This window comes from Actinomyces sp. S6-Spd3, from assembly GCF_000758755.1.
Classification (GTDB): Bacteria; Actinomycetota; Actinomycetes; order Actinomycetales; family Actinomycetaceae; genus Pauljensenia.
In genome coordinates, this window is the sequence record NZ_JRMV01000276.1 from 67,855 (window position 1) to 87,567 (window position 19,713).

19 protein-coding genes and 1 tRNA gene are annotated in these 19,713 nt (G+C 57.9%); 8 read left to right on the forward strand and 12 right to left on the reverse strand.

The window, feature by feature from the left end:
• Positions 1-52: 52 nt before the first annotated feature.
• From HMPREF1627_RS05510 to HMPREF1627_RS05540, 7 genes are all read left to right on the forward strand, one after another.
• On the forward strand, positions 53-688 hold the full coding sequence (locus HMPREF1627_RS05510; protein WP_034501792.1) for an O-methyltransferase: 636 nt from the start codon (positions 53-55) through the stop codon (positions 686-688).
• Positions 689-909: 221 nt separating this feature from the next.
• Entirely contained in the window at positions 910-2,535 is a 1,626-nt protein-coding gene (locus HMPREF1627_RS05515; protein WP_034501794.1) for an anthranilate synthase component 1, read from the forward strand.
• 1 nt (position 2,536) lies between these two features.
• Positions 2,537-3,208, forward strand: coding sequence for an anthranilate synthase component II (locus HMPREF1627_RS05520; protein ID WP_034501797.1), 672 nt, complete (start codon positions 2,537-2,539; stop codon positions 3,206-3,208).
• Positions 3,201-4,232, forward strand: coding sequence for an anthranilate phosphoribosyltransferase (gene trpD / locus HMPREF1627_RS05525; RefSeq protein WP_034501799.1), 1,032 nt, complete (start codon positions 3,201-3,203; stop codon positions 4,230-4,232). Before HMPREF1627_RS05520 ends, trpD begins: the two co-directional genes overlap by 8 nt.
• Positions 4,229-6,520: a tryptophan synthase subunit beta gene (gene trpB / locus HMPREF1627_RS05530; RefSeq protein WP_034501802.1), complete on the forward strand. Its 2,292-nt coding sequence runs from the start codon at positions 4,229-4,231 to the stop codon at positions 6,518-6,520. Before trpD ends, trpB begins: the two co-directional genes overlap by 4 nt.
• Complete coding sequence (trpA, locus tag HMPREF1627_RS05535; RefSeq protein WP_034501805.1) at positions 6,517-7,374, forward strand: tryptophan synthase subunit alpha; 858 nt, start codon at positions 6,517-6,519, stop codon at positions 7,372-7,374. Before trpB ends, trpA begins: the two co-directional genes overlap by 4 nt.
• Positions 7,375-7,376: 2 nt before the next feature.
• The gene (locus tag HMPREF1627_RS05540; protein WP_034501807.1) at positions 7,377-8,114 is read left to right on the forward strand and encodes a HisA/HisF-related TIM barrel protein; all 738 of its coding nucleotides are present in this window, start codon (positions 7,377-7,379) and stop codon (positions 8,112-8,114) included.
• On the opposite strand, the gene HMPREF1627_RS10180 is transcribed toward HMPREF1627_RS05540, so the two are convergent.
• From HMPREF1627_RS10180 to HMPREF1627_RS05575, 8 genes are all read right to left on the reverse strand, one after another.
• Positions 8,097-8,261: a DUF3117 domain-containing protein gene (locus tag HMPREF1627_RS10180; protein ID WP_081940769.1), complete on the reverse strand. Its 165-nt coding sequence runs from the start codon at positions 8,259-8,261 to the stop codon at positions 8,097-8,099. The genes HMPREF1627_RS05540 and HMPREF1627_RS10180 overlap by 18 nt on opposite strands.
• 78 nt (positions 8,262-8,339) lie before the next feature.
• The gene (locus HMPREF1627_RS05545) at positions 8,340-9,074 is read right to left on the reverse strand and encodes a TIGR00730 family Rossman fold protein (protein ID WP_034501810.1); all 735 of its coding nucleotides are present in this window, start codon (positions 9,072-9,074) and stop codon (positions 8,340-8,342) included.
• Positions 9,075-9,082: 8 nt separating this feature from the next.
• Entirely contained in the window at positions 9,083-10,144 is a 1,062-nt protein-coding gene (locus HMPREF1627_RS05550; RefSeq protein ID WP_034501991.1) for a BMP family lipoprotein, read from the reverse strand.
• Positions 10,145-10,154: 10 nt separating this feature from the next.
• On the reverse strand, positions 10,155-11,219 hold the full coding sequence (locus HMPREF1627_RS05555; RefSeq protein WP_034501812.1) for a mannose-1-phosphate guanylyltransferase: 1,065 nt from the start codon (positions 11,217-11,219) through the stop codon (positions 10,155-10,157).
• A 64-nt stretch (positions 11,220-11,283) separates the two neighbouring features.
• Entirely contained in the window at positions 11,284-11,877 is a 594-nt protein-coding gene (locus HMPREF1627_RS05560; RefSeq protein ID WP_034501815.1) for a 50S ribosomal protein L25/general stress protein Ctc, read from the reverse strand.
• A gap of 138 nt (positions 11,878-12,015) precedes the next feature.
• Positions 12,016-12,996, reverse strand: a complete 981-nt coding sequence (locus HMPREF1627_RS05565) for a ribose-phosphate diphosphokinase (protein WP_034501819.1) — start codon at positions 12,994-12,996, stop codon at positions 12,016-12,018.
• A gap of 52 nt (positions 12,997-13,048) precedes the next feature.
• Entirely contained in the window at positions 13,049-14,080 is a 1,032-nt protein-coding gene (locus HMPREF1627_RS05570; protein ID WP_034501823.1) for a bifunctional N-acetylglucosamine-1-phosphate uridyltransferase/glucosamine-1-phosphate acetyltransferase, read from the reverse strand.
• A gap of 29 nt (positions 14,081-14,109) precedes the next feature.
• A tRNA-Gln gene (locus HMPREF1627_RS05575) sits at positions 14,110-14,180 on the reverse strand.
• A gap of 79 nt (positions 14,181-14,259) precedes the next feature.
• Here HMPREF1627_RS05575 and HMPREF1627_RS05580 point away from each other — a divergent pair.
• Positions 14,260-14,892, forward strand: a complete 633-nt coding sequence (locus HMPREF1627_RS05580) for a TetR/AcrR family transcriptional regulator (protein WP_034501825.1) — start codon at positions 14,260-14,262, stop codon at positions 14,890-14,892.
• A gap of 41 nt (positions 14,893-14,933) precedes the next feature.
• Here the strand turns inward: HMPREF1627_RS05580 and HMPREF1627_RS05585 are convergent, their stop codons facing one another.
• The 4 genes from HMPREF1627_RS05585 to deoD all read right to left on the reverse strand — a co-directional run bounded on the left by HMPREF1627_RS05585 (position 14,934) and on the right by deoD (position 19,700).
• Complete coding sequence (locus HMPREF1627_RS05585; protein ID WP_034501829.1) at positions 14,934-16,418, reverse strand: alpha-amylase; 1,485 nt, start codon at positions 16,416-16,418, stop codon at positions 14,934-14,936.
• A gap of 210 nt (positions 16,419-16,628) precedes the next feature.
• Positions 16,629-18,305 (reverse strand): phospho-sugar mutase, encoded by a 1,677-nt coding sequence (locus HMPREF1627_RS05590; RefSeq protein WP_034501832.1) that lies wholly within the window; start codon positions 18,303-18,305, stop codon positions 16,629-16,631.
• 13 nt (positions 18,306-18,318) lie between these two features.
• On the reverse strand, positions 18,319-18,972 hold the full coding sequence (gene deoC, locus HMPREF1627_RS05595) for a deoxyribose-phosphate aldolase (RefSeq protein WP_034501836.1): 654 nt from the start codon (positions 18,970-18,972) through the stop codon (positions 18,319-18,321).
• Positions 18,973-18,992: 20 nt separating this feature from the next.
• Entirely contained in the window at positions 18,993-19,700 is a 708-nt protein-coding gene (gene deoD, locus HMPREF1627_RS05600) for a purine-nucleoside phosphorylase (protein WP_034501843.1), read from the reverse strand.
• Between the last annotated feature and the right edge of the window lie 13 nt (positions 19,701-19,713).

The following is a 19,713-nucleotide window of genomic DNA, read 5'->3' on the forward strand; positions in this document are numbered from 1 at the left end:
GCGGGGTTTTTGCGTAACCTTGAAGCAAAGGTTTACTACCGCGGAGGACATAATGGCATCAGATAAGGCTCTGAGCTGGGTATTTGCAGAAGAGTTTGTCGAGGAAAACGACATCCTTGCCCAAGCTCGCGAGACTGCCACCGATTTAGGTGCTGAGCCCGTTTCAACCGGAGTCGGCGCTACCCTTCGTCTCCTTGCCGCAACCTGCGGAGCAAAAGCCGTCCTCGAAATCGGAACCGGAGCGGGAGTATCTGGCCTGTGGCTCCTCCAGGGAATGTCGGCCGACGGTGTCTTGACCACGATCGACCACGAGGTCGAGTTCCACAAGTACGCACGTCGCGCATTCACAGCAGCGGGCATTCCCTCCCAACGCACCCGCCTCATCGCGGGTCGGGCTTTGGATGTTCTTCCCCGCATGGCCGCACGCGGCTACGACATGATGGTGATCGATGCTCCTGCAGATGAAATTCCGGACTACCTCGATCATGCACTTCGGGTCCTACGCCCCGGCGGACTCATTGTGATCATTCATGCTCTGTGGCACGACCAGGTTGCGGATCCTGCCCAGCGCGATGAACAGACCGTCATGATGCGAGAGCTGGCAAAGGTTCTTGCTTCTTCAGAGCAGTTTGTTCCGGCAATGCTTCCCGTCGGCGATGGACTGCTTGCAGCAGTTAAGCGCATCTGAGTCTTACTCGCTAAGTCTCATTGGGTGACATCTTTCGCGCATATGCGGGTTGTGACGCTAGTATGAAAAACATGTTCGGTACTTCAGCAAACCAGATGTGGTGGTGGCTCTCCTAAGGGTGGGCCTCCGTTGATGTACCTTAAAACTCATCAGGCTCGCCCATGCGGCGGGCCTTTTTCTTTGTCTTGTGGGCCCACCGGGGGCAAAAGATAAGGACGGAAATGACACACGCGGACACGCCACACGTGATCACACGTGAGGTGCGCTATCACAGCGACGGCGGCAAGCTTCTTGCTGATCTATGCAACCAGGGCTTGCTTCCTCGCGCAGCCTCGGGGCACCCGACGAAGGTTGTCTTACTCGACAGTGCTGACATCGCCTCCAAGCAGCACTTGACAACGATTGCTCTACTTGAAGCCAGCGCGTCTATCCAATGCGATGGCGATCAGGTCCGCGTGACATCGACGCATCCTGTCGACGGCCCCGCTGCAATCCAAAGCGTATGCGAGGCTCTCCCCCACGCGCTTCTCGAACGCACCGAGACCGACGCTTTGTTGACCTTGCCTTCTCTTCGTGAAGACGAGGCCGATGAGGAGACCCGCCTCAAGCAGCGCGCAACCATGGAACCCTTGCGTATCCTGACCGACACTCCCATCGATCATCCGCACCTTCCTTTGGTCGCCGGGGCTGTCGCCTTTGATTACCTGGCAACCTATGAGTCCTTGCCCGAGGTCGCCCTCGGTTTCAACTCCTGCCCTGACTATCTCTTTTACTTAGCGCGCATCATTTTGGTGGTTGATCACCCCTCTCAAAGCGCCCAGTTAGTTGGCGCTTCCCTCGATCCCATTTCCCTTGAGCAGCGCATGAACGCGCTTGCCGAGGCGATCGACGCCGCACCCGAAAGCGCGATGGAATCCACGGCCTCGGAAATTGAGAAACAAGAAGGCGCACAGCCCCTCATTGCCCGCCCGACGATCTCCGATAGTGACTTCGCCGAGCTCGTCACCGTCATGCAAGAGCACATTGCCGCAGGCGATATCTATCAGGTTGTTCCCTCGCGCGGTTTCATCGCTGAATGCGCCGATGCGCTGACCAGCTATCGTTTCTTGCGCGATGAGAACCCCAGTCCCTACATGTTCTACATCGGGACTGAAGACTTCGAACTTTTCGGAGCTTCCCCCGAGTCCTCGCTCCTGCATTCGGCAAAGACCCACACCGTCGCAATTCGTCCAATCGCAGGCACGCGTCCTCGTGGTTTTGCTCCCGATGGCAGCATCGATCATGAACTCGATATCCGACTGGAGCTTGAGCTTCGTTCGGACGCAAAAGAAGTCGCAGAGCACGTCATGTTGGTCGATCTCGCACGAAATGACGTTGCCCGAGTTTCCAAGCGCGGCACCCGCAGAGTCGAACAGCTTCTGCGCGTGGATCGTTACTCGCGCGTCATGCATTTGGTTTCCGAAGTAAGCGGCACCTTGGCCGAGGATCTTCATCCCCTGGATGCTTTCCGCGCGTCCATGACCATGGGAACACTAACCGGTGCCCCCAAGCTTCGCGCTGCTGAGCTTATTCGCACCTACGAAGGACTGAGGCGAGGTTCTTACGGCGGGGCAGTCGGGTATCTTCGCGGCGACGGCGAACTCGATACCTGCATCGTCATCCGTTCGGCTTTCGTCAAAGACGGACACGCGATCGTGCAGGCCGGCGCCGGTGTTGTTGCAGATTCCGTCCCTGCTCGCGAGGCCGAAGAAACCGTTCACAAGGCAAGCGCAGTTTTGCGCGCCCTAGCTGCCTCGGCACACCGTCCGCTGGTGATTGCAGCGAGCGCAGAAGAAGGTGAATTCTAAAGTGCGCGTCATTTTCGTCGATAACCGCGATTCTTTCGTCTACAACCTAGTTGACCTGACGGCTCGCGAGGCTGGAGTACAGGTCTTCCGCAATACAACTCCTGTAGCTACGCTGCGTGATGCGCTTGAGCCGACCGCCGAAGAACGCGCTGCGGGCGAACGCCCGCTCTTGATTCTCTCCCCCGGCCCGGGACACCCGCGCCAGGCCGGGCACATGATGGAAATCCTTGACGTGGCTCTGCAAGAGAAAATCCCAACCTTGGGCATTTGTTTGGGATTCCAGGCAATGGTCGAGGCCTGTGGCGGAGTCGTTGCCCCGGTTGGCGCAACCCACGGGCGCACTGACCGCGTAGAACTCACCGAGGCCGGGATCGAAGACCCGTCATTTTCTGCTATCGCTGAAGCGCCCCGCCCCGGCGACGAGGCCACACACGGCTATATCTCGATTGCCCGCTATCACTCGCTGGGAACCCGAAGCCTTCCCGAGTCTTTGATTTCACTGGCCCACACCCATGATGGAATCGTCATGGCCGCGCGTCACCGCAGTGCTCCGTGCATCGGCCTGCAATTCCATCCCGAATCTATCCTGACCCCTGCCGGACCGCTCCTTTTGCGCGGACTCTTGGCTGATCTGACACTTTCACCCTCGATTTCAAGGAGTTCTCATGAGTGAGTCTTACCTGCGCCACGCGTTAAATGGTGCTGTTTTGGACCAGGAACAGGCTCGAAGCGTATTCGAACAGATGTCGCGCGGCGAGCTCAGTGATATTGAAATCGCGGCTTTCCTTGGGGCACTTCACGCTCGTGGCGAGCAGCCCAGCGAAATCGCGGGTGCCGCCGAGGCCTTCCGACAGGCAGCACAGAGCTTCTCCACCGATGCCACCGGCATTATCGATGTGGTGGGCACGGGCGGCGACGGCGTGGGCACGATCAACGTCTCCACGGCCTCGGCCTTCGTCGCAGCATCCATGGGATTAAAGGTCGCCAAGCACGGAAACCGTGCGGTGTCCTCAAAGGCGGGAGCAGCCGACCTCATTGAGGCTGCAGGAATTCCTCTGGATCTCTCCCCCGCTTCTTCGGCGCAGCTCCTTGAGCGCACTGGCTTTTGCTTCCTCTTCGCACAGAAGTACCACCCCGCAATGCGTTTCGTCGCCCCGGTGCGTGCCGCGCTCAAGAACCCGACGATCTTTAATCTCATCGGTCCCTTGGTGAACCCCGCCCACCTGTCCTATCAGGTTCTGGGCGTTGGCAAGCGCGAGCTCCTCGACGATGTCGCGCAGGCTCTGGCTTCCCTTGGACTCGAACATGCTCTGGTTGTTCACGGAAGTGGAACCGACGAGTTCGCTGTTCATGGACAGACGGAAGTCCGAGAGATTACTCGTGAGGGGGTCTCTTCCTTCACCTATACCCCAGAAGAACTGGGGATCACTCCCGCGCCCTTGTCGGATCTGATTGGTGGAGATGCGAGCGATAATCTTCGCCTCATCACTGATATTTTCAACGGTTCGGGCATTCCTGCTCAACGCGATGCGATTGCTGCAACGACGGGAGCCATGCTCTATTTGGCTGGAAAAGCTCCTTCCTTGAACGAAGGAACCGCCGCTGCACTCGCCCAGCTCACCAGTGGTGCAGTTGCCGAGCACCTGAAGACGATTGCTTCAACCGCACAAGAATTGAAGACGCAGGAGCAACAATGAGCCAGCACGCTTTCTCCCCGATCTCACAGCGCCTGCGCGCCACCGGAACAGTCCTTGATTCCTTGGTTGCAGCGCGCCGCACGCGCCTTCCCGAACTCTACGAGGCCTACGGGGACATTGATCCCCTCACGCTTCCTCGATCCGAGTGCTCTCTCGAGGATGCCCTGCGCACCCGTACCCTGGGCGAAAACGGCATCGAGGCGCGCCCCAGCGGCCCGGCCATCATCATGGAGTGCAAGTCAGCTTCCCCGACTCTGGGGACAATCATCGAGGGGACGTATTCTCCGCGTCTCCTGGCTCGCGCATATGCTCCCTACGCTGCGGCGATCAGTGTACTCACCGAACCCGATCGTTTCAACGGTCGCTTCGAGGACATCGACGAGGTGCGCCCCGAAGCCACTCAGCCGGTCTTGTGCAAGGACTTCGTCATTGATCCAATCCAGATCACCGCGGCGCGAGTGCACGGCGCGGACGCTGTCTTGCTCATGTTGAGCGTTCTTGATGACGAGGCCTATCGCGAGCTTTCCTTGGCAGCGCTTCGTTTGGGAATGGATGTGCTCACCGAGGTCGACACTGAAGACGATATGCGTCGCGCACAGCTATTGGGCGCGCGAATTATTGGTATCAACAACCGGGATCTGCGCACACTCAACATTGACAAGGCACATACTCGCGCGCTTGCTCCCCTGGCTCCTGCTGGGGCGGTCATTGTCGGCGAATCGGGTGTGAACTCTCGCAGCGACGTTGACGATCTTGCCCCCTACGTTGATGCCCTGCTGGTTGGTTCTCACCTTTCTGGTTCTGCCGATCCCGCTCACGCGGCATGGGAGATCACAGGCGGCGTTCCCAGCGCTGGTCAGGCATACTACGAAGCCCAGGCACGCTCAACGTCATGGGAACCGTACTCAAGCGAACGCCTCGGCGCTAGCGAAGGCGCGGCCATGGCCTCGGGAGAGCACCCCACAAAGCTTTCCCCCTACTTCGGAGATTTCGGCGGACAGTACGTCCCCGAGCTCCTCATCCCAGCTCTTGACCAACTCGAAGAAGCCTTCATCGAAGCAATCGATGATCCCAGCTTCATCGAAGAGATCAACACGCTTTTGCACCACTTCCTAGGTCGCCCCACCCCGGTCACGGAACTGCGTAACCTGTCCGGCGGAGCAGCGCGGATCTTCCTCAAGCGAGAAGACCTCGTCCACGGTGGTGCGCACAAGGGTAACCAGGTCCTCGGCCAAGCATTACTTGCCAAGCGCATGGGAAAGACGCGCATCATCGCTGAAACAGGGGCTGGCCAGCACGGCACCGCAACCGCAATGGTCTGCGCACTCCTCGGCTTGGAATGCACGATCTACATGGGCGCAGTTGACGTTGTTCGTCAGGCACCCAATGTTGAACGCATGGAGCTCATGGGCGCCACCGTCGTTCCGGTGACTGCGGGCAGCGGTACCCTCAAGGACGCCGTCAACGAGGCCTTGCGCGACTGGACAGCGACTTTTGCGACCTCCCACTATCTCCTGGGAACTGCAGCCGGCCCGCACCCCTTCCCAACGATCGTTCGTGAATTCCACCGCATCATTTCCACCGAGGCGCGCGCACAGATGCTCGCTATGACCGGGGGACTTCCCGACGCAGTCATCGCCTGTGTCGGCGGTGGTTCCAATGCGATCGGAATGTTCGCCGATTTCATCGATGATCCCTCCGTTGCCCTCTACGGTGTGGAACCCGCGGGTGAGGGACTGGATAGCGGCCACCACGGCGCAGCAATCCATGAAGGAAAGGTCGGTGTCCTCCACGGTGCGCGTTCCTACCTCATGCGTACCGATGAGGGCCAAGTCGAAGAGTCCTACTCAATTTCGGCAGGCCTAGATTACCCGGGAGTCGGTCCCCAACATGCCTATCTGTCGGCAAGTGGGCGCGCGAACTATGTGGGAATTACCGACGAGGAAGCGGTCGAAGCTTTCATTGCTTTGTCGCGCCACGAGGGAATTATCCCCGCAATGGAGTCCTCGCATGCTCTGGCTTACGCCTTGAAGATGGCTGCCGACCTTGAGGCAAAGGGGACAACTGCCGGACTGGATGTCCCCCAGGGCCACACTCCCCGACTTCTCGTGTGCCTATCTGGTCGCGGAGATAAGGACCTCGATCAGGTGCGCGAGCGCCTTGGTGGTTCTTTCTCGCGCGATGGCGCGGTTGCACGCGCAGCTGAATTAGTCGCGCAGGCGCGAGCAGGCTCAGGAACCCACAGGACTCATTCCTATGACCTTTCGACCCCCAAGGAGGAGCGATGACCCGCTACGAATCCATGTTCGAGCGCTGCGCGACTGAGGGGCGCGGGGCGATCGTCCCCTTCGTGATGCTCGGAGATCCCACGGCTAGCGCCTGCGAAGCAATTATCGAGGCCCTCATTGCCGATGGTGCGGACGCTTTGGAATTGGGTATTCCCTTCTCCGATCCGGTCGCTGATGGTGTCGTCATCCAGGAAGCTCACCTGCGTGCTCTCAATGCCGGAATCGGCTTCGAGGAGTCTTTCGCGATCTTGGGCCGCATTCGCGCAGCTCACCCCGAGCTTCCTATCGGCCTGCTCGTCTACGCGAATGTTCCTTTCTCCATCGGTATTGAGCGTTTCTATGCGCGCTGCGCCGAGGTCGGAGTGGATTCGGTCCTCATCCCCGATGTGCCAATCCGCGAGGGTGATCCTTTCAGCAAGGCGGCCCTTGCCTGCGGCGTCGATAGCGTCTACATTGCGCCGCCTTCGGCCTCCCCACGTACCCTCAGCGATGTCGCGCGTTCGGCCCGCGGGTATGTGTATGCGGTTTCGCGCGTGGGAGTAACCGGCGCCGATCATGAGGCCTCGACCGTCGGCCTCCACGAGGCCGTAGCGACCTTGCGCGAGCAGGCCGCAGCGCCGGTGCTCTTGGGCTTTGGGATTTCCCGCCCCGAACACGTGCGCGCCGCAATTGAAGCGGGAGCCGATGGAGCGATTTCTGGTTCCGCGATCGTTCGCATTATTGCCCAGCATGCGGCCGAGGTCATCGCGCAGGAAGGTCAAGACTCTTCTCCCGCGATGAATGCTCTCCTTTCAGAGCTTCGCGATTTCTTTGCGCCCATGCGTGAAGCGACCGCACGCGGGGGCGTGCGCTAGTCATGGATATCCTTCCCGCCCTGGATATTGCATCCGGCCTCGCCCTCACTCACCGCAATGCGGATGGACGTGAGGGGGCGGCCGGTGTAGATCCAATTCGTATCGCCCGCGAGTTCATCGATTGCGGGGCGCGCTGGATCCACCTCGTTGATATTGATGCGGCTTTCGGGCGCGGAAATAATGCTGAGGTACTGGGCGATCTCATTGCGCAGGTTCAGCGGTGGAGCGCCCGAAATCCGTGCCATATTGAATGGTCTGGTGGAGTTAAAGGCGGGGAGGATATCGAAAGTGCGCTAAGCGCAGGAGCTGATCGGGTCAATCTGGCCTCTCAGGCCCTGGCCGATCTTGATGAAGTTGCCTCGCTCATCGCTCATTTTGGGGAGCGTCTCAACATCTGCATCGACGTCGAAGAGGGGCGTATTCGTCCGCGCGCTTGCGAAGGCGATGTGGGAGACGTGTGGAGCGTGTGCGCCCGCCTTGAGCGCGCCGGAGCAAGGCGCTACATCGTTACCGAGAAGAAAAGGGATGGAGCGCTTATGGGACCGCCCGTAGAACTCCTGAGAGATCTACGGGCGAGAACACGCGCTGATCTTGTTGCTTCGGGCGGAATCCGCCACTTAGACGATATCCGTACCCTCACACGCGAGGGCTATGTCGAGGGCGCAATCGTTGGAAAAGCACTATATGTGGGAAGTTTAAATTTGGCGCAGGCCCTGGAGATCTCACAGAGCGTTTGCTAGCGCTTGGGCGAGTTCCTTCGCTTCATCTGCACTGAGTTCAATCACGAGGCGTCCGCCGCCTTCGCTGGGAATACGCATGACAATCCCACGACCTTCTTTTTCTGCCTCTAAAGGACCGTCACCGGTCCGCGGCTTCATAGCTGCCATGTCCGTTTCCCTTCCGAAAGATCGGTATTTAAACACTTATATTCTACCGGGAACGACCTATTTTAGTAGGGATGTGAACTACTCGTGTCCAACTACTCTTTCCACTGCTTCTTCGGCGCTATCTACGACGTGGAGCAGTTCCGGGTCTTCATCGGAGAGCATTCCCGACGCACGCATCGTTGAATTAATCCATTCAACCAGCCCGCCCCAATAGTCTCGACCGACCAACACAATCGGGAAGGACTTGACCTTTCCCGTCTGAACCAGGGTCGCGGCTTCGAAAAGCTCATCCATTGTTCCAAAGCCTCCGGGCATGACGATGAAGCCCGACGAATACTTCATGAACATGGTCTTGCGGGCGAAGAAATATCGGAAGTTCACGCCGATATTGACCCATTCGTTCATTCCCTGTTCATGAGGAAGCTCAATTCCAAGACCCACAGAGCTTCCGCCAGCTTCCCAAGCTCCACGGTTTGCGGCCTCCATGATCCCCGGGCCGCCACCTGTAATGACCGCGTAGCCAGAGCTAACCAGGAGCGAACCAATGGTGTGTGCCTTCTCCCAATCTCCACTGCCCGCAGGTGTACGAGCCGATCCAAAAACCGACACCGCAGGTCCTAAATCAGCCAGCGCACCAAAACCCTCGACGAACTCGGATTGAATACGCAAAACCCGCCACGGATCTTCGTGCAGCCAATCTGCGGAAGATTGGCTCCGCAAGAGCCCAGCATCGGAAGTTTCGTGAGGGATCTTTCCTCCGCGAAGGATCACGGGGCCTCGGCGATAGGAAGTCTGCGGATTGGGAGTATCCATGGTGTCCTCTACTTTTTCTGGGCGAAGATCAGTGGGTCAAAAGGAGTGGAAATGACGAGCTCGCCAGTGATCATCTGCTGACGCATGGTAGCAAGCGCATCCTTCAGTTCCGGAGTCATCAGCGCCTCGTGGGCAGCAAATGGCGCCAGAACAACCCCGTTATTATCAAGAGAATCAATGACCGCCTGAGAGGAAAATTCGCTTCCGCGTGCAGCCGTAATTGCCTCGCTCAGGTGGTCCTTGGTCAACGTCGACACAGCGGTGATGATCTGGGCTGAATTCGTCGGAGCCCCATCCCCCATCCAGACGAGCCTTTGGGCAGAGTTATTTCCTGCTTCTTCAAGAGCGCGAAGAGCCCCCTGATTCCCTGCGTCGGCAAAAGGAACAAGAATATCCGCACCGCCGCTCAAGGCTTTCATGGCCGCATCTTTGATGCTGGATTCATCGTCGCTCCCGGTGAATGTCCCCTTCAGGCGCGTCGGATCCCATCCGAGAAAACGAATTGAGGTTCCGTACGCCTGGTTGTAGGCGTCGATTCCCTGCATGAAAGCATCCATCAGTGCTTGGCGCTCACTGGTTTCAACTCCCCCAAAGCCGGCGATCGTTCCCGTTGTCGTCATTCCGGCTGTTGCGTAGCCCGCGAGATACGCCCCCTGTGTTGCTTTCGAGGCGACAACCTTGCCATTGCTCACCTCGCTGGGCTTCCCACCAGCGACGAAATCTGAATCGACCGCAATAAAGCGCACTTTCGAGTACTTGTGCGCAGCCTGAGTCGTGGCCTCGGCAATCCCCTGGCCTTCTGAAACGATGATCGTGCAGCCATCCTCAAGGAGACCTTTAAGCTCCCCCGCGCCCGTCGCCAGTGTCGTTTCTCCTCCAATCTCCGAGGCCGCCTGTGCAATTGCCCGTTTGGCGGGAGTTTGCGAGGCGTTAGAGTCCCACCCGGAAGCATCGGAGATCCCACAGATCTTCGGCGAAGCCGACGAAGGAGAGGACTGCGACGAGCATGCTCCAAGAAGAAGAACCGCAGTGGTCGCGGCCAGGAGACGCGCTGAAGAGTGTCTGGTCATGTCTTTCATCTTAAAGGAGCTCGGCTTGCCCATTCTGAGACAGGGAATCGACAACTTTCTTCACGTCCTGGGCACGATTTCGATCAACAACAAGAATTGCGTCCTGCGTTGCAATCACCGCAAGATTCTCAGCACCAACCAAAACGATCTTCTGTCCGGTCATCGAACGGACAAAAGTTTGGGGAGAATCAATGCGCAGAGCCTCACCTTTAGGGCTGATATCGGCGAGAGCATCAAAGTCACCGACATCTGTCCACCCCATGTCGCGAGCTGGAACAACGGCAACGCCCCCTTCAAGCGACAAAGGCTCGGCAATCGCATGATCGATGGCGATCTTCGTCAGCAGCGGCCAATGCTCATCCAAAGCCGCGTCAAAGTCCGCACTCCCCCACGCCTCGGCAATCTTGCTGAGGTGGAGGGCCATATCCGGATGGAATTGAGCAAGACGACGCGCAAGAGTCCCCGCAGTCATGATGAACATTCCCGCATTCCACAGATATCCCGCTTCAACGTAGCTTCGGGCGGTTTGCTCATCGGGCTTTTCGACGAAGGAACTGACAATAGCTCCGTTTTCTGGTTGATTCTGATCGAAAGGATCTCCCGGAGCAATGTAACCGTAGGCTGTTGATGGGTTCGAGGGAGAAAGACCAACGGTAACAACGTAACCACGCTCAGCACAATCGAGGGCGCGACTGACGCTGGAGAGAAGAACATCGGGATGACTGATCGCGTGGTCGGCTGCGAAGGAAGCAATCGGCGCGTCATCGCCAAAACGCTGTCGAATAATGTAAGCGGCAAAGCCAATAGCAGGCATGGAATCTCGCCCTTGGGGCTCAACCAAGACAGTGATATCGCGCCCCTGGGGAATCTGAGCGCGCACTGCTTCTTCGTGCGCTTTACCAGTGACGATCGTAAAAGACTGCGCCATAGGATCGAGGCGGTCAATAGTTTCTTGCAGGAGGCTCTTCCCGCTCATTCGAAGGTCAAGAAGGAACTTCGGTCGGTCTTTACGCGAGAGGGGCCACAGCCTAGAGCCCACTCCACCCGCGGGAATAATAACGTGCACGCGCTTCATACCATTCAGTGTAATAAACGGGAGGCTCGCCCCTAGGGGCGAGCCTCCCGAAAACACAGTGAGATCACTCGGCAGATTCGGCTGCTTCCTCGGCGGGAGCTGCCTCTTCCTCTTCTTCGACAACCTCTTCGCTGACCGTAACAACGACGGTCTCGGGATCGAGCTCGGAGACAACGCCCTTGGGGAAGGTCACGTCGGCAACGCGAACTGCGGTTCCGGCCTCGACACCGGTGATGTCGACCTCGATGGACTCAGGGATGGAGGTGGCGGGAGCCTTGACCAGCAGTGCGAACTCTTCCTGAGTGTGCTGGGTGCCGGGGGCGGGCTCGCCAATGATGGAAACCGGAACCTCGACGTCAACGAGCTCGCCGGCCTTAACGGCCAGGAAGTCTGCGTGGAGCAGGTTGCGGGAAACGGGGTGACGCTGAACTTCCTTCACCAGAGCAAGGTGCTTCTTGCCTTCGATGACCAGCTCGACCAGAGCGTTCTTCTGGCCACGGACGGCCAGGAAGAGCTCGTGACCGGGGAGATCAACGTGAAGGGGGGCATCGCCGTGTCCGTAAAGAACACCGGGAACCAAGCCTGCACGACGTGCGCGACGTGCTGCACCCTTACCAAATTCGCTACGGGTCTGTGCGACCAGCGTGGGGTTGCTCATGAGAGCCTCCTTCAAATAGTTCATTCCACGCACCGGCGCTAGGAATCTGAAGGAGGAATCCTACAGAAAGCCCTGTCGATAACGGCGCTTTCGCGCCCTCGCCGGAGCAACCTAGCTAGGATAGCGCGTTTAACGGTTTCAGGCGACCCCGTCGAACAAAGATGTGACCGATCCGTCGTCGAAAACTTCACGAATTGCGCGCGCGAGAAGCGGTGCAATGGGCAAAACGGTCAACTTGTCGAAACGCTTTTCCGGAGCAATCGGCAAGGTGTCGGTGACGATCACTTCGCTGGCACCGCACTCAGAGAGACGCTGTGCAGCCGGATCGGACAGAATGCCGTGCGTTGCAGCAACGATGACCGAGGAAGCGCCAGCGTTCATGACGACCTTGACGGCCTCGGAAATGGTGCCAGCGGTGTCGATCATGTCATCGACCAGCACGCACTGCTTACCCGCAACATCACCAACGACGCGGTTAGCGACGGCAACATTGGGGCGCGTGGTGTCACGAGTCTTGTGGACAAAGGCCAGCGGGCAACCGCCCAGCTTCGCGGACCACTTCTCGGCAACGCGGATTCGACCAGCATCCGGGGAAACCATGCAGACGTTGCTCAGATCAACGCGGGAACGCACGTAGTCAACCAGCACAGGCATCGCCCACAGGTGATCAACCGGGCCATCAAAGAAACCCTGTTCCTGCGAGGCATGCAGGTCGACGCTCATTACGCGGTCTGCACCAGCGGTCTTGAAGAGGTCTGCGATGAGGCGTGCAGAAATAGGTTCGCGCCCCAGGTGTTTCTTATCCTGGCGCGCGTAGGGGTAATAGGGAGCAACTGCGGTAATACGCTTTGCCGATGCTCGCTTGGCTGCATCGATCATCAAAAGCTGTTCCATCAGCCACTTATTCACTTCACCGGTGTGTGACTGCAAGACGAAAACATCCGCACCGCGCACCGACTCATTGAAACGAACGTAGGTTTCACCGCTGGCAAAGTCATATGCAGTCGTCGGAGAAACTCCGCAGTGCAATTCTTCGCCAACTTGTTGAGCGAGCTCCATGTGTGCTCGACCTGATACAAGAACCAGACGCTTTTCTCCGCTGGTCACCAGCCCCGTCATGCGGTTTGTCCTCCCCGTTTATACGGACCTCACTCGTCGAGCAGTTTCCTGTTCACCGTTCGATCAAAGTGAAAGGCGTTACTATGGTATCCCCTTCAAGGTGTGTGTCACTGACCCACGACGAAGGGACCCGACAACCCGGGCCGACCAGCGCATTTGTCAGTGTTGTTCCCGGGCCGATTTCACAACCCGACGCGATCGTTGTCTGACCGCGAAGAACAGTATGTGGGTGGATCGTTGTATCCGCTTCAATGCGGACATCACATTCGATCCATGTTGAGGCGGGATCCACGATGGATACTCCCGCACGCATGTGCTCACGACAAATTCGGCGGTTCATTTCCGCGGCCAATTCCGCAAGCTGAACACGGTCATTGCAACCCTGCGCCATCCATTGGTCGTCAAGAACAACGCCGTTTGTTACGCAATCAGCCCGGTAGGCCTGCGCAAGAACATCGGTGAGATAGACCTCGCCCTGTTTGTTATTTGTCCCCACATGCATGAGGGCATCGCGTAAGAACTCCCCATCGAAAGCGTAGATTCCTGCGTTGATTTCACAGATCGCACGCTCTTCTTCTGTGGCATCTTTCTGCTCGACGATGCGGCAGACGTCGCCACTTGCGCCGTCTCGAACAATGCGGCCATAGCCGGTCGGATCTTCGACAATCGTTGTCAGCACAGAAACAGTTGCACCACGTTCATCATGAGAGGCAACGAGGTCATTGAGAGTGGCTGCATCAAGCATTGGAACATCGCCGTATGTGACAAGAATCGTTCCCTTGAGGCTGTGGCCACGCCTCAGAAGTTCATCCAAAGCACACTGAACTGCACGCCCAGTTCCAGGGATGTCGTCTTGATCCGCGATGATGGCGTCGGGGTTATTGCGAAGGATTTCATCGGCAACAAGGTCACGCTGGTGGCGTACGACTGCGACTAAATGATCGGGATCCGTACCGGCTCCAGCGCGGAGGGCGTGCCCGATCATCGATAATCCCATGACAGGATGAACGACTTTGGGAAGAGAGGACTTCATGCGTGTCCCAGCGCCTGCGGCCAGAACAATCACTGCAGTGGGAGTAGTCATGTCGCCCTTTCACGCGCGCTCACATTGAGCTCCGCCCCTAGGATTCGAACCTAGACTAAAGGCACCAAAAACCTCTGTGCTGCCGTTACACCAAGGCGGAAGGACACATAGATTGTGCCATAAACACACCCGTCTTGGCATCTAGAACCCCAGGCGACTTGAACGTGTACGGTTAAGACATGGCCGAGAAACGAATGCGCATGAGCGGTTTTGCCCGCCGAGAGCAACTTGTTGCTGTCGGGCGAAAGACTTTTGCTTCAAAAGGATTCGACGGGACAAGCGTCGAAGAAATTGCCTCTCAAGCCAAGATTTCCAAGCCCGTCATTTATGAGCATTTTGGCGGAAAAGAAGGCCTGTACGCCGTCATCGTCGACCGCGAAGTTCACGCTCTCATGAGCGCCCTTGAAGCCGCCCTCGATTCCCAAAAACGGCCGCGTATGATCCTCGAAGACTCCGCGCTTGCATTGCTGAGCTACATTGAATCGAATTCGGATGGTTTCCGAATTCTTGTGCGCGATGCGCCACAAAATTCTACTTCCGGGTCGTTTTCATCCCTCATGGGTGACATCGCGATCAAGGTCGAGCACCTGCTTGCAAACCAGTTTTCTCAGGCGAATATGAGCCCCAAGTGGGCTCCCCTGTACGCGCAGATGCTTGTAGGTTTGATTGCACAGGTGGGCCAATGGTGGCTTGATGAGCGCCGGATGAGTAAGGAAGACGTCGCTTCCCACGTCGTCAACCTCGTGTGGAATGGGATGCGGAACCTTCGCCCCTCCCCCGTCCTCCTCACCTCCGCTGACGAGGCCAAGTAGGGGTTTGCCTCCCCCTTCCCTCCCCCGATAGTTGCGCGGGGTTAAAGATGCGCGGCCTCGGGGAAGTAGACGGAAAGGCCACCATCGGAGACGGGGAAGGTCGCCCACCCGTCCTCGTCAATAACAACGAAGGGGTGTTCACCGATCGCGCACACCCAGTTTTCGCCGGCGCGCCACTTTCCAAGGAACAAACGTTTCTCACCAGCAAGACGATCCGATAGAACAACTGCACAGCCTGTCGAGGGGTCCCCTTCAATGCCCTGTCGAGCAAAACCAACCACGTCGGGATTATCGAAAGCATCAAATTGCGGGCCTTGAGCCGCGGTCTTTCGGGCTTGCATGAGGAAGGGAAGCTCGCGCACTGCGGGGAGCATATCCCCACTGCCCAAAAGATCTCCCCAGAAAACGCAGGGAACCCCGCTATCGCGGAAAAGAATCAAAGCATAAGCAGAGAGCTTGAACCAGGGGGCAACGGTCGATTCCAGTGATTGTCCCGGTTGAGTGTCATGGTTTTCAACGAAAGTCACCGCATTTTGGGCGCGCGCAGCAACCAGAGTATTCGAATAGAGCTGCGAAAGATCAAAGTTTCCGTCTGAGACGGAGGCCTCGTGAAAATGGAAGTGCAAGGGGACGTCAAAGAGTGCAACATCGGGGACTCGGTCTAGGTAAGCGCACAACTGTCCCACGTCGTAGCTCCAATATTCCCCTACTGCAGGAAGCATCTTGCCGGTCGCTGCGCGTAAGTCCGGCAGCCAACGCGCAAAGAAATCTGAACCGATGTGTTTGACGGCATCCAAACGCAGGGCATCAATTCCCGTTGTCTCAACGTACCAGCGGCCCCAACGGTCCAATTCTTCATTGACCTGCGGTGAGGAAACGTCAACATCGCAACCCATGAGGTAGTCGTAGTTGCCCAGCTCCTCGCCCGCAGTTGGATCCCATTCTTTGCCATCAAAAAGCCACACGGCATTGGTCTTGGTGTTTTCGTCCCAATCGATACCGTTGAAACACTGCGAATCCCACTGGAAATCAGAGTAGGTTCCTGCCCGGCCTGGGAAGGTGAAACGGGTCCACGCCCGGATCGTTTCTTCATCGGAGATCACCTGAATTCGGTTCCCCGGATCAACCCTGCGCGCTCGAACTTCCTCAGTTTCATCGCCGCCTAGACGATGGTTAAAGACGATATCGGCAATGACGTGGATCCCCGCCTCGTGGAGAGCATCGATGGCTGCGAGGTATTCATCCTTCGTGCCGTACTTCGTGGCGATGCTTCCTTTTTGATCGAACTCACCCAGGTCATACATGTCGTAGACGCCGTATCCAACGTCCTCGCGCCCTTTATAGCCCTTGTACGCGGGGGGAAGCCAAACTCCTTCAATCCCCAGCTCCGCAAGGTCGTGTGCCGTAGCAGCAATCGTCCTCCACAAGCTCTGATCAGCAGGCAAATCCCATGCGAATGCCTGCAAAAGCAAATGATCGTGGAAGTCTTGAGGCTGTGTATCTGATGAGGTGTGTTCTTCGCTCACTCTTTTATCCTGCCAGCCTCGATAGTTTGCCGCGAGTCAACCACGCACAGCTTCTCATAGAACAGCATATGATGGCGCGTCACAGACTGGGCAGACGCACCGTAGGAGGCGAATACAGCTGGTGGGCGCCTCCGAAGGAGACACCCACCAGAAGTTTCAAGGCCGCAACTAGTGCAAGAATTCCACAGCAAGCGAGGCCTCGGGAATCACTCAGATCCCAATCGCGGCACCGAATTCGGATTTAATCGTCTCCAGGCGCTCACGAGCTTGTGCCCACGGAACCTCTGCTCCTTCTTCTACGGGGATTACCACTTCGAGGTAACACTTAAGCTTGGGTTCCGTGCCAGACGGACGAGCAATGACGCGGTCGCCGGCAGTAGTGGTGACCATGAGCGCATCCGTACCCGGAAGACCATCCCATCCCTTCGACAGGTCCACAACTCCTTCGACCTCAGCGCCGGCAAGAGTTGTCGGGGGCTGAGAACGCAGGCGCTGCATGCCCTCTGCGATCAGCTCAAGGCGATCAACACGGAAGGTCAGCGGCGCGGTCACATGCAGGCCATAGAGCCGTGCCATGCGCTCGAGTTCGTCCTTTGCCGTGCGTCCCTGGCTCTTGAGCATTGCGAACAAGGAAGCGGCAACAACCGAGGTGGCAATGCCATCCTTATCGCGCACGCGCGTGGGATCGGGGCAAAAACCGATGGCTTCTTCGTAGCCGAAGTAGAGCCCCGGAACGCGTGCAATCCACTTGAAGCCGGTGAGCGTGTGCTGGTACTTCAGTCCGTGCCCTTGAGCAATTTTGCCCAGCAAACGCGAAGAAACGATCGAGTTTGCGAAGACTGCATCCTCGGGGGCGCTTCCTGCGAGGAACTCTCCCAGCAGTGATCCCGTTTCATCGCCGGAAAGCTGACGCCAACCATTCGACGAGGCCTCGTCGGGAACCGCGAGCGCACAGCGGTCAGCATCTGGGTCGACCGCGATGATGAGGTCAGAAGCATGTGCGCGCGCATGCGCAATAGCCAGATCCAGAGCACCGGGCTCCTCGGGGTTCGGGAAGGACACCGTCGGGAAGTCGGGGTCCGGTTCCACTTGCTCTGCAACGAGGCTGACGTTGGTAAAGCCGGCCTCGTTGAGCACCTGCTGGGTCAGGGCTGCGCCCACACCGTGCATGGCGGTCAAGGTGATGGCCAGATCTTCCTTGATTTCCGGGCTTCCCTGCGCCAAAGATGCGGCGCGAGCAATGTAGTCCTCGCGAGGATCCACATTGACGATCAGCTCGTCATTCTGAGCGATCTGATCGGCGAAAGGAGCCGAAGCAATCGCAGAAGCGATCTCGGCATCGAAGGGAGAAACAATTTGGACGCCCTGGCCGGCACCGGTCACGACGGTTCCGCCCAAGTAGACCTTGTAGCCGTTGTCGCGAGGCGGGTTGTGCGATGCGGTGACCATGATGCCCGCATCGGCGTCCAACTCGCGCACGGAGAATGCGGTGAGCGGGGTGGGGTTCTTCAGCGGAAGCAAGAACACTTCGCATCCTGCTGCCGAGGCCACGCGTGCAGCTGCGTGAGCGAAATCAACTGATCCGTAGCGGGCGTCGCAGCCGATGACGACGCGCGGAGCGCGCGTTGCATGCCTGAGGAGAACCGCGCACAACCCGGCGGTTGCACGGATGACGACCGAGAGATTCATTCGCGATTCGCCCGGGCCAATTTCACCGCGCAATCCGGCAGTACCGAATTGCAGAGGGCCATTCATGGCCCGATTCAGTTCGGCAAGTGCGCTCTCGTCTCCTGCGCGCGCTGCTTCAACGGCAGAGGCAAGTTCAGCCGCGGTTGCCGGATCCGGATCGTGGTCCACCCACTGTTGAGCTCGTTCAATAACGTTCATTTTTCCCCCTGAATTAGTCTTCAAGACCGGCAAGAATCGCAGCGGTTGCAGAAACGCCCAGACGATTCGCGCCCGCCTCGATCATTGCGATGGCCGTTTGGGCATCGCGAATACCGCCAGAGGCCTTGACTCCCACGTTTTCACCCACGGTTTGACGCATCAGTTCAACGGCGTGAACCGAGGCCCCACCTGCAGGGTGGAAACCGGTTGAGGTCTTGACAAAATCTGCACCGGCAGCGACCGCCGCACGGCAGACTGCAACGATTTCTTCGTCGGTCAAGGCCGCCGATTCGATGATGACCTTCAGGACTTTTCCTGCAGGGATCTCCGCGCGAACAGCACGGATTTCTTCCTCGACCTGATCAAACTTGCCTTCTTTTGCCAGGGCAATATTGATGACCATATCGATCTCGTCAGCACCATCGGCAATAGCCTGCTTGGCTTCATAGGCCTTGACATTCGGCTTCACTGCCCCCGAAGGGAAGCCCACGACGCAGGCGACCTTCAGTCCTTCGGGCACCTCAAGCGGGAGCATCGATGGGGACACGCACACGGAATAGGTACCAAAATGTGCGCCTTCTTCAACGATTCGTTCGACGTCTTGGTGAGTTGCCTCGGGCTTGAGGATCGTGTGATCGATGATGCTCGCAACGTCAGTTTTCTTCATACTCATTCCTCGTCTTTTCCTCAGATCTGCGCCAGAGGAAGTGCGATTTCCATCATCTGGGTGAACGCGGTCTGACGTTCGTGTGCGGTCGTTTCTTCACCGGTCACCAGCGAGTCAGAGACGGTGAAGATACCCAAAGCCTCAACCCCGGCCTCGGCGGCAGTGGCGTACAGGCCCGCGGTCTCCATTTCGATGGCCATGATGCCCATCTTCTGCCAGCGCTCGTTAAAGGTCGGATCGGCATTGTAGAAAGTATCCGAGGACAGGACGTTACCCACGTGGGTGGTTACGCCCTTTTCCCTTGCATTCTCGCGCACAGCCTCAATCAGGCGGTAGGAACCGATGGGGGCATAGGTTCCAGGGATGTTGTACTGATCGATGAAGTTCGAGTTCGTGCAGGCTCCCTGAGCGATGACGACATCGTAAAGGTTGATTCCGGGCTGCAGCGCGCCGCAGGTACCCACACGGATGAGCTTTGTGCAGCCAAAGACGTGAATGAGTTCCCACGCATACAGCGAGATCGAAGGGATACCCATACCCGAGCCCATAACCGATACCGGAGTGCCCTGGTAGGTACCGGTGAAGCCCAGCATGTTACGCACCGCGTTGAATTGCTGCGCGTCCTCAAGGTAGGTCTCGGCAATGAACTTGGCGCGAAGCGGATCTCCGGGCAGCAAGATGGTCGGTGCAATGGGGGCCGTCGGGTTGATGTGCGGTGTCGATTTCATGATCGTGTACTCC